The organism is Vibrio sp. 10N.222.52.C3 (assembly GCF_041474195.1).
GTDB lineage: Bacteria > Pseudomonadota > Gammaproteobacteria > Enterobacterales > Vibrionaceae > Vibrio > Vibrio crassostreae_C.
In genome coordinates, this window is record NZ_JBFRTQ010000094.1 from 1 (window position 1) to 16,560 (window position 16,560).

At 44.9% G+C, this 16,560-nt stretch carries 13 protein-coding genes; 10 read left to right on the forward strand and 3 right to left on the reverse strand.

Features of this window, described 5'->3' with window-relative positions:
- Positions 1-48: 48 nt before the first annotated feature.
- The 3 genes from AB4517_RS15315 to AB4517_RS15325 form a co-directional block, all read right to left on the reverse strand.
- Positions 49-498, reverse strand: coding sequence for a TerB family tellurite resistance protein (locus AB4517_RS15315; RefSeq protein WP_372148578.1), 450 nt, complete (start codon positions 496-498; stop codon positions 49-51).
- 165 nt (positions 499-663) lie between these two features.
- A complete protein-coding gene (locus AB4517_RS15320) occupies positions 664-2,691 on the reverse strand; it encodes an alkaline phosphatase family protein (protein WP_372148580.1) in 2,028 nt (675 codons plus the stop codon).
- 101 nt (positions 2,692-2,792) lie between these two features.
- Positions 2,793-3,245: a hypothetical protein gene (locus tag AB4517_RS15325; RefSeq protein ID WP_372148583.1), complete on the reverse strand. Its 453-nt coding sequence runs from the start codon at positions 3,243-3,245 to the stop codon at positions 2,793-2,795.
- An 81-nt stretch (positions 3,246-3,326) separates the two neighbouring features.
- Here AB4517_RS15325 and AB4517_RS15330 point away from each other — a divergent pair, with 81 nt between their 5' ends.
- The 10 genes from AB4517_RS15330 (at position 3,327) to AB4517_RS15375 (ending at position 16,559) form a co-directional block, all read left to right on the forward strand.
- Entirely contained in the window at positions 3,327-4,655 is a 1,329-nt protein-coding gene (locus tag AB4517_RS15330) for a MipA/OmpV family protein (protein WP_372148585.1), read from the forward strand.
- A 418-nt stretch (positions 4,656-5,073) separates the two neighbouring features.
- Entirely contained in the window at positions 5,074-6,366 is a 1,293-nt protein-coding gene (locus AB4517_RS15335) for a hypothetical protein (RefSeq protein WP_372148588.1), read from the forward strand.
- A 15-nt stretch (positions 6,367-6,381) separates the two neighbouring features.
- Positions 6,382-7,344 (forward strand): hypothetical protein, encoded by a 963-nt coding sequence (locus tag AB4517_RS15340; RefSeq protein WP_372148591.1) that lies wholly within the window; start codon positions 6,382-6,384, stop codon positions 7,342-7,344.
- A 154-nt stretch (positions 7,345-7,498) separates the two neighbouring features.
- Positions 7,499-8,623: an ABC transporter ATP-binding protein gene (locus AB4517_RS15345; RefSeq protein WP_372148594.1), complete on the forward strand. Its 1,125-nt coding sequence runs from the start codon at positions 7,499-7,501 to the stop codon at positions 8,621-8,623.
- A 44-nt stretch (positions 8,624-8,667) separates the two neighbouring features.
- A complete protein-coding gene (locus AB4517_RS15350) occupies positions 8,668-12,012 on the forward strand; it encodes a GH36-type glycosyl hydrolase domain-containing protein (RefSeq protein WP_240800814.1) in 3,345 nt (1,114 codons plus the stop codon).
- Positions 12,013-12,107: 95 nt separating this feature from the next.
- Positions 12,108-13,097: a LacI family DNA-binding transcriptional regulator gene (locus tag AB4517_RS15355; protein ID WP_137001156.1), complete on the forward strand. Its 990-nt coding sequence runs from the start codon at positions 12,108-12,110 to the stop codon at positions 13,095-13,097.
- Positions 13,098-13,104: 7 nt separating this feature from the next.
- The gene (locus tag AB4517_RS15360; RefSeq protein WP_137001155.1) at positions 13,105-14,352 is read left to right on the forward strand and encodes an extracellular solute-binding protein; all 1,248 of its coding nucleotides are present in this window, start codon (positions 13,105-13,107) and stop codon (positions 14,350-14,352) included.
- Positions 14,353-14,374: 22 nt separating this feature from the next.
- Entirely contained in the window at positions 14,375-15,250 is an 876-nt protein-coding gene (locus tag AB4517_RS15365) for a carbohydrate ABC transporter permease (protein WP_137001154.1), read from the forward strand.
- Between the two features lie 2 nt (positions 15,251-15,252).
- Positions 15,253-16,074 (forward strand): carbohydrate ABC transporter permease, encoded by an 822-nt coding sequence (locus AB4517_RS15370; RefSeq protein WP_102553179.1) that lies wholly within the window; start codon positions 15,253-15,255, stop codon positions 16,072-16,074.
- On the forward strand, positions 16,074-16,559 hold the full coding sequence (locus AB4517_RS15375; RefSeq protein ID WP_372148599.1) for a hypothetical protein: 486 nt from the start codon (positions 16,074-16,076) through the stop codon (positions 16,557-16,559). Before AB4517_RS15370 ends, AB4517_RS15375 begins: the two co-directional genes overlap by 1 nt.
- Position 16,560 lies beyond the last annotated feature (1 nt).

Sequence of the window (16,560 nt, forward strand, 5' to 3'; positions counted from 1 at the left end):
GCCTCCTCCTACTCGATTATTTCAGTTTCCAATTCATTATTTCAGGCACTAATTTTCGCCTAAAACACTTAACTTACTCTTGATGAAGTCACAGTGGTCGACGTAGAGCAGTTCTGCTGTTTTACGGATCACAGAATCTTCGATAGGGTCAATTTCCCCGTCGGCATGCGCTACTTCCCACATCGCTTTGATTAAGTCGATTCGCACTGGCTGAGATAGGTCTCTGAGTTGCGATGTAAAGTCATACAGCGATACTGATTGCTCTACTTTCGGCTCTGCTTGCGCGAGCAGTACCTTTGATTGTTCTTCATCTAAATCCAGCAAACGCTGCAGAAGCTGTAGCTTAGCGACTCTTTCTGATTCATTGATCTGATGGTCGGCACCCGCGACTTCACACAACAAACTCGCGATGGCGATATTAGGTGATGTGCCTTGGTTTTTGCTTAGGTCCTGGCCTTCAATCAATTGTTTAAACATTGATGTGAGAGAATTGAACATAACGAGCTCCAGTTAAAATTTGTATCGAGTTCCGTAACGCTGATAGCTATCAACTATAACCATAAGCATAAGCATAAGCATAACTATTGGGTCTACAGAGTGTGATCGCAAGCGTCTTTACTAAAAACTGACATTACGGATACGCGAGCGATAAGGAGCATTTTATCAATCGGGCTCTGGGAAACGGGTAATTTTACCGTCGCCACTGAGTGTCGTGATCGATTGCGGTTTCCCATCAGTGTCTAGCCTCAATTCTCCAATCGCACTGCGGTTTGAAAGGCGATAGAAGGTCTGATTGTCAGGGCTTCGCTTTTCGATCTTCAAGCGTTTACGCTTAGTGAAGTAGTTCAAAACTGAGCGAGGGCTGTATAACAGGCGGTCCCATACATCGCAGAATTTAAGCAGCGGAGCAGGGAACTGATTTTTAATGCCACTGCAGGTGATTTGATAGATGTTCGGGCTGTTGCGACGATACCTAAGCTTGATGTCATAAGCGAAGGAGTAGTGAACGTCACCAGAAAGTACCACAAAGTTGGTTGGTGTTTTGGTATGGGTAAAGATACTGATTAGCGTATTCGCACTGCCCGGATGTGCCATCCAGTTTTCAGCATCTATCACTAATGGCTTGCCGATTGTGGTCGCCATCTTTTGCAGTGTTTCAATAAACTTCACGCCAAACATCGGTGCAGCAGAAACGATCACCACTTTATCTTGATTCATTAACTGATGTTGAAACTCAATCAGGGCTTCCCAGTCCATCAAACCTGAAGGTTTATTCATGCGTGACTCTGAACGCCAACGACGCGTACGAGTATCCAACACAATGACTTTAGGTGAGCTATCTATTGTGTAATGCCACTCTTCAAAGCGACTCAGCATCTCAATAAAGGCTTGATGCTTGTCTGGCTCGATGTTGCCAATAGAGTGAGTAGTCGCTGCATTGCCGGCTTCATTATGAGTTTGTTTACTAATGCGCGGTTGTTTAGTAATGAGCGGTTGAGCGACAAAAAGCTGTTTTGCTTGCTTGATAAACGTTTCGTCGAAGCTCTCCGGTTTGTTACCCCAACCCTGACACATCCAGTAAGCCGCGAGGCCGTTGCCTATCACTTGAGTGGCGAACTGGTTTTGGTCGACGGCATGTTCCCAACCCACGGTAAGGTTCCAATCATCAGTCACATCGTGATCATCAAAGATCATGTACGTTGGAATATGCGCGAACAGACGTTGTACTTGCGGTAAGCCAGCAATGAAATCATCCATGATGATGCTTTCATCACGCCATTGTTGCTGCTCAGTCGGTGTTAATTGGCGTCCACCTTGAGTGAAGTTATTCTCAATTAAACGCTCTCGATTGACGCATTGCCACAGTGTCGGAGACCAAACCAATAAGTACATCGCGATAAACTCAGACAGCGTGACCAAGTGGTTTTCACAATCGGTAGAGCTAAAAATCGGCACGCCACGGTTCGGGAAGAACTTATCGATCATCGATTCTGAAGCGGTGTGGTGCGGCAAATAGTGATGACGCTGGTATAAGTGGTATTCACTGTTATACAGATCGTCACTGCTGTTTATTTGTTTAATTTGCGAGTCAGTCGGTAAGCTTTCGCCTACAAGGCCAAGCAGGTGAATCACTTGTTGAATAGCATCAAGTGTTGGGCCTGCCACATGGTCGGCGTAGATCTGATCGCCGCTCATCATCAGCATGTCGGGTCTTTCAGCGACGGTTTGATCGGCCATCTTGTTATCGGCTGCAACTAGGCTGTCTTTGCTTGGATGATGCGGGTTGCGGCAAGAGCCATGAAGAATGTAATCAGCTGAGGTCGATATCTTAAACTCAACGCGAGATTTACCGTTGTAAACAAGGTGAGGGGCGAGCTCTTTTAGTGAACCTGACTCTGTGTGAATGTCATATTCAAGCAGCGTATTAGTCGGAAACTCACCTTGTAAGCGAATTAGCGTTATCCACGCATGTGTACCGATTTGAATCGAATCATGTTCTTCAAGCGATGAGGTATAAAACGGCTGGTCTTGTGCTGCTTCAGAATCGTCTATTTCTTGAGTATGAAGCTCGGCTCTGCCTGTAAGAGGCGAGCTGGTGGCTAACCAAAGTACTACTTCAGTCGCGGTGGTTTTTCTTAAAATGGGTCCGGCGAGTAACAGGGGAAGAGATGATGTCGTAGAGGGTTTCAATACGGTACCTAAAATCGTTGGTGGCTAGTCGTCGTGGTGTTCTTTTGTTTCGAGCTTGTTCGTGTCTGGCTTTGTGGTTCCAAGCGTTGATGCTTCAAATTCTACTGAGTCAGATTCTGTTGATTATGCTCTACAATCTCAGGCTCTGTCGTTTCAGATTCTGTTGATTCAAGAACTTCGATAACTTCTGAGCTAGAAAGTTCATGGCCCATTAGAAATATTGCCAATAGGGCATCGGCTTTGGTCTTGGTATCGGAAGGCTCGTCTAATAACAGTTCGAGCTTTTCTCGAATCATAGCAATCTCGTGCTCAACAAAGCCACGGCCTTCTTCATCCCCTTGATTGTCTTCAGGGGCATTATCGAATTCAAGAAATAGCATGTCACCGTCTAGGTTGGTATCCACCAAACGCTCAGGCAACCACGCCTCACCCATAACAATATCTGGATCGGAATCTTTGGGTAAGTGATCTATAATGTTTTGTAATTCGGAGACTTTCACAATACTTTCATTTAACCGAGAATATTCTACATTGTAACGGTCAATGCCGAGCAAACCTAAAAATAGTTAGCCGTCATGGTTAATAAATGTCTAATCAGTAAAACAATATTTTTTTCAAAGAGTAATTACACAAGAATGAAGCTCAAATATTTACCGACTCTTCCTTCATCTGGATTGGTTTTACTAGGTAGCGCTTTCCTAAGTGGCATTTTCGTAAGTGCTAATGCGTGGGCCGCTGAAGAGCAAGAGTGGGGCATCGCTGCAATGTTCCGTACAGCAAGCATCCCTTATGACACGTCTGGTGGCGACCAATCGGTTAGCTCATTCGTACCGATGCTGTTTTTCAAGAACGATTATGTGTTTATTGACGGTACTGAGATGGGGGCATACCTCTATCAAACTGACGATGAGAAGTGGTCTTTCAATGCTATCTCTCGCATGCGCTTTATTGATATTCCTGCATCTGAGCAGAACGCGATTGAAGGCGATACGGCGGACTTTGGTGCTCAACTGACCTACCAACTTGATGATTCTTGGTCTGTCGAGACGGAGTTAATGAGCGACAGTGAATACAACTTCCACGGTAACTTACGAGCTAAAGCCAAGTATGAAACTGGAGATTGGGAGTTTTACCCGAGCGCGACGCTGCGTTATAAAAGTGCTGATTTCAACAGTGAGTATTACTCCGCATCTAATGAAACCATTGGTGCTGGTGTTGACTTAAATGTTGGTGTTGAAACGCGTTACCATGTGGTTTCTAACTTGTACTTATTGGGTTCAACCAGTGTGACTCGATTGGACGATAACGCTTACGATTCTTCGATTGTTGAAGACCGTTATCAGGGGGAATTGTACCTTGGCTTTGGTTTCTTTAACGACAAAGAGAAAGCGCCAAAACCTAAACTGAGCAATGCGCCTTACTTACGTGTCGCACACGGCTGGGGAACGCCATCCAATATTGGCGACATCATGAAGTTCAATAGAGAAAAAGACGAATACAACAACCAGTTGACCTCGTTCTTCTATGGACACCCGTTAACCGATGAGATCTTCGGTTTGCCACTGGATATCTATTTAACCCCAGGTATTGCGCACCACTGGCGTTCAGACGTTCAATCGAGCAGCACCGAATACATTATCGCAATCAAGGCGTACTACACCTTTGATTGGCCAACTCAGTGGCGTGTTGGTGTGGCAGAAGGTATGTCTTACATCGATTCGATTACCTATATCGAAGGCTCTGAGATGGACCGTAAAGGTTACACCGCAAGCCATCTATTGAACTACTTAGACTTCTCATTCGATGTCAACGTTGGCGACTTGATTGGTAAGAATGACTTGAACAACTTATGGTTCGGTTATTCATTGCATCACCGTTCTGCAATCTTTGAAAAATCCTCTCAGTATGGTCGTATCAAAGGCGGTAGTAACTACAACACGGTTTACTTCCAGTACGAGTTTTAACGACAACCTGTAGTTTAAAGTTCAGTTTAACGTCATACAAGCCAACTTCCGTTTACGGGGTTGGCTTGTTTTGTATGGCTTTCACAAAAGTGGTGTGATCAATGTATTTTCTGCTTTTTGTATAAACGACTTATGTATCCTTTTTATTTGTAACCTTGCCGTAACAGCGATATTGCCTCACTCGCTCTCTATTTATCTACAGAAAACATGATAACTCTCTCACATGTTTAGCTTAAATGCTTAAAGGTTTAAGCATTAAATTTTGTTCGGGTAATCCCATAATCACAAAAGGTAAATGACCACATTGCTGACAGTGTTACTCAGATGGGAATATCCGTTGTGAAACGTTTATACACAAAGGTCGATACGAGAAATGATAAAAAAAAGCCTTTTAGCTACCTGTACCCTCATGGCTAGCATGTCTGCGTTCGCTGATGTCACAATCACCGAACTTACCGTTAATCCACAGCTCTACCCAGTAGGGTTTGAACAACATTTACAAAGAAACTTGGACTTCTTTGTTGATGGCGTAGGTGTTGATCAAAAAGCCAAAGTTCCATACGACACGATTTTCGTCGATAAAAATGGCCAGATTGAACACGACTATTATGTCAACACAACAGAGATTGGCCTGTACCTAAATGTGCTTGTTGAAGCACATAAAAACGGCAATGCTGATGCACTAATACGTATCCATGAAACACTGGATGCGTTGGCAGGGGCTCCTACTTGGAAAGGTCTGTTCTTCTGGCCTTACGATATTGAGGGAGAGCAACTGAAACCAAACAAAGATGGCATTGTTCCCGCCGTAGATAACGCAAACTTAGCATTTGCTCTTGCTGGTGTAGCCGGCGCTTATCTTGACTCAAAGCAATCCGACGAAAAAGAAGTCGTTGCTAAGGTTGAGTCTATTCTTAAGAGCCAAACAGATGGTTGGTCAGCACTCTATGATGAAAGCCGAGGTCTGCTCTATTCTGGGTGGTCAACGAAGAAAGAAGCGCCACTATCATATCATATAGATCGTAAGGCAAATGAGAGTCGATTAGCCCCAGTCTGGGCTCACCTGATTACTCAAAACTCAGAAAATACGGTCCCGAAAACAGCGTTCAATGATATGGAGTTATATACGCAAGACTACTATCTCGATGGCAAAAAATATTCGCCTATGTTGACTTGGGATGGTGCTTACTTCCAAGGCATGCTTTCGATGATTTGGTTGGAAGAACGCTCATTGATCCCAGATTTCTCTATGATCGAAGATATGACAGAGATCCAAAAGTACCACGCTATCAAGCATCAAATTCCTTTCGTGTCGTCCGCAGCAACGGTTGACGATGGTTATGCTGCATTCGGTGTCCCAGAGCTATCAGAGTCTAAAGTCCGTTTTAACAATACTGATATTGCTGGTGGTGATACCGGTACACCTCATGCGCTAGCGCTTTCTTACATGGTGAATCCATTTGAAGCCGTAAAACTGTTGAACACAGTAATCGACTACTACCCACAACTTGAAACGCCATATGGCTGGTATGACGCGATAAACGGCAAAGGTGAAACCTCGACGAAAATTCTGTCTCTAGACCAAGGTATGTTTGTCGGTGCCTTCCTTTCACCGGCTATCAACCAAGATGTGCGTAAGTACCTAGAAAGTAAAAATTACTACGCAGCCATCGTGGATATGTACGAGACCTTTGAACCGAATAATAAATAGAAAAGGATTTGAGTCGTGAATTTTGAAAAAGCAGTGAACATTATCAAAGCAGCAAGCATTATCCCATTCATGGCAATTGCGATTCCATCCGTTGCTTATGCTGATGAAGCGCAAGAAGAGGTGGAAGTGGGTTTGTGGAGTGACCATCAATACCGCGAGTTGATTCTGGAAACGGAGTCGGCCAAAAGTAGTAATGCGCCACCTCGAACTCGTGCACTAACGGGTATCGAATACGAACACATTGATAACGAAAATCAACCCAATGAAGAGCTTCTTCACTATATCTACGCTGATGGTTTCACCCGTGTGACGGATAACTTCAGTATGGGTTACGTACTTAAAGAAATACACCATAGCCGAGGTGGTGAAAGTACTGGATTGAGTAATTATTCAGAGCTGATTCCAAGTTTTTACTGGCGTCAAAATGACAACGTTGCTTACAACTTGATGTTGTCGTACGAAAAAACGATCGGTGAATGGCATTATGACAAATACATGGCAAAACCGGGAATTGACCTTAGCTTTGGCCGCCACTTCTTACACTTAAGTGCAGAGCTTGGCTACAAAGATGAAAGGCAAGGCCCGGGTAGTCGAGGTGCATTCATTGAGTCTGAGCCACTGTATCTATATCGCTTAGATAACGGCATTAATATCGGTGCAAAGGTGATCTATGTCGAAGAGCACAATGACTTCAACTATGTCGAGTTTGCTGTTAAGCCTTTGGTGCAGTTCAACTTTGATAACGGCAACTACCTAGAGCTGCGTTATGAGAGAGGTACGTTGGACATGGGTTCAGATCCAAATAACCGCGACCATTTTGACTATGATGTTTATGCGTTATACGCGGATTTACCAATCAACGAACACTTCTCTTTCTTGGCAGATATTCAGGTGAAAGATCGTCACGCGGATCCGGCACCTTGGACAGGGGACCAATTGGTTTGGTTCTCTAAAGTCGGGATTGTTTGGAAGTTCTAACAAACAACTTTAGTTATCGTGGGGTTGCTATTCGGCTGAAACAAACGCGGATTTGACAACCCCACATCTAACCACTTGCACTATTGTTTGGATACACCGCGAAGGAAGGTGTGACCTAAATAGTGAGCGCATTTATAGATAGGAATGCAGAATCATGGCGAAAGTAACGCTACAAAATGTAAACAAAGTCTATGACAACGGCTTCCACGCTATTCACGATGTGAGTTTAGACATCAAAGATGGTGAATTCATGGTGCTTGTTGGTCCATCTGGCTGTGCTAAATCGACGATGCTGAGAATGGTTGCAGGCTTAGAAAGTATTACCGATGGGCAGCTTGTGATTGGTGACCGAGAGTGTAATGACTTGCCGCCAAAAGACCGTGGTATCGCGATGGTATTCCAGAACTACGCGCTGTACCCGCATATGACCGCTTACGAAAACTTAGCATTTGGTTTGGAAACGGCAAAGAAATCAAAAGCAGAAATTAAAGAACGTGTCACCAAAGCAGCCGAGCTTCTTGAAATCACGGATCTGCTAGATAGAAAGCCAAAGCAGATGTCAGGTGGTCAGCGTCAGCGTGTTGCCTTAGGGCGCGCAATGGTACGTAACCCGGATGTGTTCTTATTCGATGAACCGCTATCTAACCTCGATGCCAAACTGCGAGTGTCGATGCGTCGCCGAATCATTCGCCTGCATAACCAGCTTCAAGAGTCGGGTAAGCCAGCAACCATGATCTACGTAACCCATGATCAGGTTGAAGCGATGACCATGGGAGATCGTGTCTGCATCCTTAATCAAGGCCAAATCATGCAAGTCGATACACCAATGAATGTGTACCACAACCCAAAAAACAAGTTTGTTGCTGAGTTTATTGGCTCTCCAGCCATGAACATGCTTGAAGGCACTCTATTGGAACAAAGCGGAAAAGTGTGCGTTCAACTCAATGAACACACCATCGAACTGTCGCAAGCACATCAAGAGAAAGCGAAAGAGTGGGTAGGGCACCGCGTCCACCTTGGTATTCGTCCAGAGCACTTATCGGTCTCTAATCAAGCGAATCAAAACACGCTACCGGCAAAAGTTGAGGCGAAAGAAGAGCTAGGGTCAGAAGTCTACTTACACGTCACCATCTTCGATAAACCAGTGGTTTGTAAGCTACTCGATACCGAGCAAACACCTGATTTCGGCACTCATTGTCACATTCAACTTCAAGTCGAGAAATGCCACGTCTTTGATGACGCTTCTCAAGAAAATATCCACTACACAGAATCAAAATAAGTTTGGAGTAAAGCTTTATGCACCACATTCAACCTGGATCACAAATGAGCGTTGGCAATGAAAGCCTAAACCTCACGTTCAACGCAGATGGCGTACTAGGCGCAATTCGCAGTGATCGTTTAATGGTGTCTTTGTTCGATACGCCTGACTCAGAAATGGCGATCTCGAATATATTCCTTCGCGTTAAAGGTGAAGGCAAATTAAATGTCACACCATTGCTTTTTTTTAATAACAAGATTGAAACGTTTAAGCAGAGCGATGGTTCACTACAGTGGGTAACAACAACGGAAGACTTTGAAGCCGTTGTGTCGATTAAAACTGTTGACCATGCATTTTTCTACGATGTGAATATTACGAATCTCTCTTCACAGCCACTGATATATGACCTGATTTACGGTCAGGACGTTGGTCTTGCGGATGAAGGCGCGGTTAAAACTAATGAATTGTACTGTTCTCAATACCTAGACCATCAAATCTTTGAAAACCAAATGGGTTACGTGGTTTGTAGCCGTCAGAACTTACCTCAATCTTCAGGCAACCCGCGCATTCAATTGGGTTCTCTTTCTCCTGTCGTTGGCTACAGCACCGATGGTTTCCAGTTCTTTGGTAAGGAGTTTAAGTTAACAGGCGAGGCCGCAGCATTGAACGCGCCACAACTTGAAAACCAAAAATATCAATATGAGATGGGTTACATCGCGCTTCAAACTGAAGAAGTTACGCTTGCAACAGAATCGTCTAAGGAAATGGTTTTCTATGGTGTTGTCACTGCGGACTTCCCGAAATCAAATTCGGGCGAGCATATCGCACTGGAAGAGATTACAGCTAAGCACACTCAACTGACGTTATCTGAAGAGATGGAACGTGAGCCTTTATCTTGTGTGCACCAACCTAAAGGCGAGTACCTGCAGGGCGGAAAGCTGAGCGAGAAAGAGATCACAGAGTTCTTCGGTGATGATCAAACGTTCGCAGACGTTAAAGACGGTGAATTGCTGTCATTCTTCTACGGCGACAACAAATACGTGACTTTGCCAGAAAAAGAGAAGCACCTAGAGCGTATGACAGGTCATGTGATTGCGTCGGGCAATAATCAAGATTACCAGCAATCTATCATGAGCTCGACACACTACATCGGCGGTGTTTTCAACTCACAGCTAACGCTTGGCAATACCTCATTCAACAAACTATTGGGTGTGTGCCGAAACCCGTTAAACCAATTCACTCATGCAGGGCAAAGAGTATGGGTTGAAGTGGAAGGAACCTACCGCGCATTGGGCATGCCTTCGGCTTACGAAACTGGCCAAAACTATTCGCGTTGGATCTATAAACTACTTGGTGGCTACCTAGAGATCGTTTCGTTCTCAAGTGCGCAAAGCCCAATCATCCAGCTAGATATCACTAAACACGGCATCGAGGCTCCGCTTTCAATCAAAGTGTCACACCAACTTGTTTTCGGTAACAACGAAGGTGAAGGCAGTGTTGAGATTGCAAGAGATGGCGAACTGTTCACGGTGATAGGCAAAAATGAACTGATTGATCAATTCATGCCGCAGCTGAGCTATGGCCTTGCAGTGTCAGGCATGGACGTAACGGCTGAAACGATCGGGCGTGCGGATTCTGATTCAGTGGAGTACTTGGTACTCAACGGTTCTCTTGAAAGTCACTGTTCTGTCGCGATTGGCGGTAAGACGGGCGCGCTAGATACTACTGCACAATTTATGGCGTTTGAGGCAGAACGCGAGCAATACCAAAAAGGTATTAAGTCTTTGACCAAAGGCTTCAATGTTGATTTCAGTGAAGACAACGGCAACAGCCAGCGCATCAATACGTGTCTGGACTGGTTCACTCACAATGCTTTAGTTCACTACTCAACGCCACATGGCTTAGAGCAATACTCAGGTGCGGCATGGGGTACGCGTGATGTATCTCAAGGCCCATTCGAACTGTTTATGTCGATGCAGGAATACGCAAAGGCAAAAGCGGTACTAGCAGAGATCTACAGCCACCAGTATCAAGAGACGGGTACTTGGCCTCAATGGTTCATGTTCGACCAATACGCGACTATCCAACAAGAAGAAGCGCACGGTGACATCGTAGTGTGGCCGCTCAAAGCTCTGGCTGATTACCTAAATACGACGGGCGACATCAGTATTCTGGATGTTGAACTGCCGTACACGTTAGCAGAAGAAGGTTTTGTAAAGAGCGAAAACAACTTCACTTTAATGCACCACGTACAAACTCAAATTCAGCATATGCTTGATAACCTTGTGCCGGGTACATCGCTATCTTGCTACGGTGATGGTGACTGGGACGATACGTTACAACCCGCGAATCAATCACTGCGTGAGAACATGGTGAGTGGGTGGACAATTCCACTAACGCTACAAGCGCTTAAAGGTATGTACCAAGCACTTAAAGGCAGCGCACATCAAGACTACGCCGTTTCTTTGATGGAATTGGCAGACAAGATGGAAAGCGATTACCACCACTACTTGATTAAAGATGGTGTGATTGCTGGCTTTATCCACTTCGATCGTGATGAAGAGGGTAGTGTTAAGCAAATCGAGCACTTGCTGCACCCATCGGATCAAAAAACGGGTATCAGCTACCGACTATTGCCAGCAAGCCGCTCAATCATTTCAGAAGTGTTTGACCCAGAAATGGCAAGCACTCACATGGACATCATTAAGCAAAACCTTGTTCACCCTGACGGTGTTCGCTTGATGGATAAAATGGCCGAGTACAAAGCAGGTAAGCAGAGCTACTTTAAGCGCGCAGAACTGGCAGCCAACCTTGGCCGCGAAGTCGGTCTTCAATACTGCCACGCACATATTCGATTCATCGAAGCACTGTGTAAGTTGGGTGACGCGGAAGCAGTATTCGACAACCTGTACAAAATTGTCCCAGTGGGTATTCAAGACCACGTGCCAAACGCTGAGCTTCGTCAGTCTAACGCGTACTTCTCAAGTTCAGATGCGAAGTTCAATGACCGCCCAACGGCATACGACAACTTTGACCAAGTGAAAAACGGTCAAGTTGCAGTGAAAGGCGGTTGGAGAATCTACTCAAGTGGTCCAGGTATCTACGTGAACCAACTTATCTCTAATGTATTTGGTGTTCGATTCGCGCACAACGATCTCATTCTTGATCCAGTTATCTCTCCGCGAGTTGGTCAAACGAAGATCCACTTCGAGCTTGATGAGAAGCCTGTGACCTTAGTTATCGATTTGGTTGAAGGTTCACACACTCCAAAAACTATTTCGATAAACGATGAAGTGGTGCCATTCGAACTTACTGAGAACCGCTATCGCGCTGGTGGTGCGAAGATCTCACGCGAATGGTTGCTTCAGAGATTGAGTAGTGAAGAAAACACCCTTCATATCTCCCTTTAATAATCTGTTGGGCTCAGCGATGGGCCCAACCCAAAGGCTGAGTATGAGAAAAATGCAAGGTGTGAAGAGCTGGGCTCTTAAAGGAAGTAAGTGAAATGAAAGTGACCATTAAAGACGTAGCTAAAAAAGCGAATGTCTCCATCGCAACCGTTTCGTACGCAATGAATGACTGCAATCGCGTCAGTGAAAAGACGCGTCAGCATGTTCTCAATATTGCTAACGAGATGAATTATGTCGCTAACACCAATGCTAAGCAGTTGAAGCAGCGTCGTAGCTATGCCATCGGCCTGTTTTTAAACAACTGGTTTGGCCCGATTTACAGTGAGCTTGTCAAAGGTATCGAGAAGGTCTGTCACCAGCGTGGCTATGATGTCGTGGCTTGTAGCATGTATGGCAATGAAGACTCTACGGCTCACAAGTATATTCGAGATCGAGTCGTTGATGGCGCAGTGGTGTTAACCAATTCATTTGATACCGAGTTTCTAAAATCGGTCGCAGGCCCGGACTTTCCCATGGTGGTGCTAGACCGAGAGTTAAATGCTCCCGGCATCTACAACATCCTAATCGACAACTTTGGTGGAGCGTTCAGTGCAACCAAAGAGTTGGTGCTCAAGGGCTGCAAGGACATCTACTTCTTCACTGGACCTGACGACTCATACGATAGCAAAAAGCGATTAGACGGCTATATTTCCGCTTTGGGGTATTTCAATCTACCTGTCAAAAATCATCATTTGATAAAAAGCGACTTTACCGAAAAGACCGCTTACAAACAGATGAAAGACATACTTGAACAAGGACGTAGGCCTGATGCCGTATTTGCTGCCAATGATGAAATGGCGATTGGCATACTTCGCGCAGCTAAGCGTTATGAAATAGATATTCCCAACGAAATGAAACTTGTCGGCTTTGACAATATAAGAATGGCAGAGTTAATGATTCCAAGTTTATCTACCGTTACTCATGAAAAAGAGGGAATGGGGGAGCTAGCAGCATCAACATTGATCAATGCTCTCGATGATAAAACCGAAAAATTACAAGCATTAACGATTTTGCCAACCTCCTTAATTTTACGTGAAACTCTGTAGGATAGTTATGAAAAAGTGGTTGATTGGATGTGTGCTCGCATTAAGTTCGCAGATCACACTCGCAGATAATACCCGTATCGAAGTCATGACCCCAGTAGGTAATTATATGGACTTTGTCCGTTCTGAGTTAGTTCCTGAGTTCAAAAAAAGATACCCAAACGTAGATGTTGTTGTTTCAAATGATGAAAATTTAGAGACTCGTATGGCAGCAGGTGATGTGCCGAATCTCTATGCTGGAGTCTTTGGCTATCAACCTGCGAAATACGCAAAGATGGGCAAGCTAGCTTATTTGGAGCAGTTTGATGGGTTCAATGAAATGGTTGATAGGATTGACCCAGTTTTTATGCAAAAAAACTACGGTAGAAACTACTACATCCCTTGGAATGCAACAACGACATTGATGCTCTACAACAAAGAGTTGTTCATCGAAGCGGGCTTAGACCCAGAGAACCCACCTCAAACATGGGATGAATTCTTATACGCGGCTGAAAAGATTAGCCAACTACCTCCACGAGCAGACGGCAGCCCCGTGTATGGCACGGTTTTTTGGAACGAAGCGCTATCGTGGGGAAGTTGGTATTGGAGCATGTTGGCTCAGATGTACTACAACTTCAACGATGGCCAATACGGCCTGCTTAATCGTTTTGGCACCAATCCTATCTTCGATAGAGAAGAAGCGAATCTAGCGCTGTTCTTCGAAACTATGGCTAAGGCGCAGCAGTATTCTCCACTGACCATGGAGAAGAATTTTTTCTCACGCACTATTGGTATGTGGCCACAGTTTGGTTTCGGCTGGAAAGCAAACCTAACCGAAGCGGCAGGTAAACCGATGGTGGTGGGTGACGATGTTGGACTAGCACCGATTCCGACACTCAACAAAGGTGATACCTCATACTCCACACTCGATGGCCGCGCTCTGATGATCTTCAAAAACAGCGTCGAGAAAGAGCAGCTGTCGTGGGCGTTCTTACAACTGATGATGGAAGACGAGTTTAACCACAAAGCGAATGTAGCGCTGGGACAACTGCCAACACTGATCTCGCTAAAAGACCGACCTTACTACAACACATCAGAAGCCAAACCATTTGTTGAGCAACTACCAAATGCAAAATTGAATGAACCTTTTGCACTGTCATCAGACATGGCTGGCGTCATTCTTGAGCAGTATTCCAAAGCTGTGGTTAAGCAAGATGTTTCGGCTGAGGAAGCGGTAGAAGCAGCGGCAAAACAAGCTGAAAAACTCATTAACGAATAGTGTGATAGGTCTAAGTGAAACTATGAAAAAAGATAACCTCATAACCGGCTACCTGTTCCTTGCACCATGGATTGTGTACTTTGCGGTCTTTTTGATTTACCCGTTCTTCTTGTCGTTCGAGAGTAGCTTTCTAAGCGTAAACATCTTGATGCCAGAGAACACCAAGTTCATCGGTTTAACCAATTGGATTACGGTGGTGACGGACTTCTTGTTCTGGAAGTCGTTGTTCAATGTGGTGTTTAACCAAGTCATCTTCGTGACGTTGAGCTTCGTGATTGGACTGGGTTTGGCCTTGCTCCTCAACGAGATCAAATTTTTGTCGAGCATGTTCCGCACCATCATGTTCATTCCAGTGGTGACCTCGATTACCGTAGCTATGATCATTTTTGACTTCATATCAGGTCCTTCTGGTCCCATTCAAAATACCATGGTGGGCGCGAACCTCCTTTCAGAACCGGTGTTTTGGAAATTCGAAGAGTGGTTACCAATGCCTGTGATTGCGGTGTTCAGTGCATGGAAGTGGTTCGGTGTTCAGATGATCATTTTCCTTGGTGGTATCGCCAGTATCGACAAATCTCTGTTTGAAGCGGCTGACATTGATGGCGCATCGTGGTGGCGTAAGACCAAGAAAATTACTCTGCCGATGATCATGCCGCAGATCGTGTTTGTGATGACAATGAACATTATCAACGGCTTGCAGATGTTTATCGAAGTGTTTATGAACTTCGACTTAAACGGCGGCCCTTACCAATCGGCACTCACCCCTGTGCTCTACCTCTACCAAACCGGTTTTGAGCAGATGAAGATGGGTGAAGCTTCAACCATTGGCTTAATGCTCGCTTGCGTAATTTACCTGCTGACGATGATGCAGTTAAAAATCACCAGTAAGGAAGACTAATCATGAATGCTGATAAGAAAAAGAACCTACTGATTTACGGCACACTTTTGGTTGCCACCCTTATTGTGTTGTATCCGTTCTTCTACATGGTGATCAACTCATTTAAGACGGGCCCAGAGATCATGCACAGCCCGAACAGCTTGCCAAAAGAGTGGTCGTTTGCTGGCTACATCAAAGTGTTTGATTCAGTGAACTTGGGGAGAGTGTTCTTCAACACCATCTTTATCTCGGTCACTGTCACGGTACTGAACACATTATTCTCGTCGATGGTTGCTTATTCGATTGTCAAAACCAACTTACCTGGCCGCGAGTTTTGGCTGAAAGTGATTCTTGGCTCGATGATGATTCCAGCGATTCTGTTCACCATCCCAACCTACATGATGATGTACGAGTGGAATTGGATTAACACCTATCGTGTGCTGATCATTCCGGGGGCAATCAGTGCGTACAACATCTTCTTGATGGTGCAGTTCATGAAGCAGATAGACAATGCTTACTTGGAAGCGGCACGTATTGATGGTGCGAGTGAGATGCGTATCTTCTTCAAAATCATTCTGCCTATGATGCGACCAGCACTGGCAACGGTCGGTATTCTGACCTTCATGGGTGCATGGAACGACTTTATGGGGCCACTACTTTACGTACGAGACGAATCTCTGATGACGCTGCAGCTTGCGCTGTACAACTTTAAAACTGAAGTACCGGGAACCAACCTGGAGCAACTGTGGGCGATGACCACCATGATTGCGGTTCCTGTTGTGATTGTCTTTTTCTGCCTACAGAAGAACTTCATCAAGGCATTTACTGGCGTAGGGGTTAAGTAATGAAAGTATCGATAGGATATAAATTGTTAGCGTTGGCCTCGGTTATCTTTATCGCATATGGCTCCGCTTGGCTGAGAGCTTACTCACTATCGGAAAACTACTTTGCATACGCAGAGCAGCAATACAAAAAAGGTGAGCTGGTAACAGCGTTAAAAGGGATGAACAAACTCGAACTCAGAATTGAAGATGAGTATTTAGGTGGTTACCAGCAAGTGATTGAAACTTGGCGAAGCGCAACGCTTGGGCCTAAGCCAGACGCTTACTATCAGTCGTTAGAAAAGCCCGCATTGATTATTGAGCAACTTAACGAAAAGCAGTTAATGGAGTTCATCGAGATCTACGTTCAGCTTGATTCTCGATATGTGCCAACGGCGGCCGATCAACTGCGAAGCTTAGCGAAACAGTCTGGTAATGACGCGTTATACCAAGAGATGACCGAGTTTCTAACCGAAGCTTTCCCACGATACAAATTGAAAGAGATCTAAT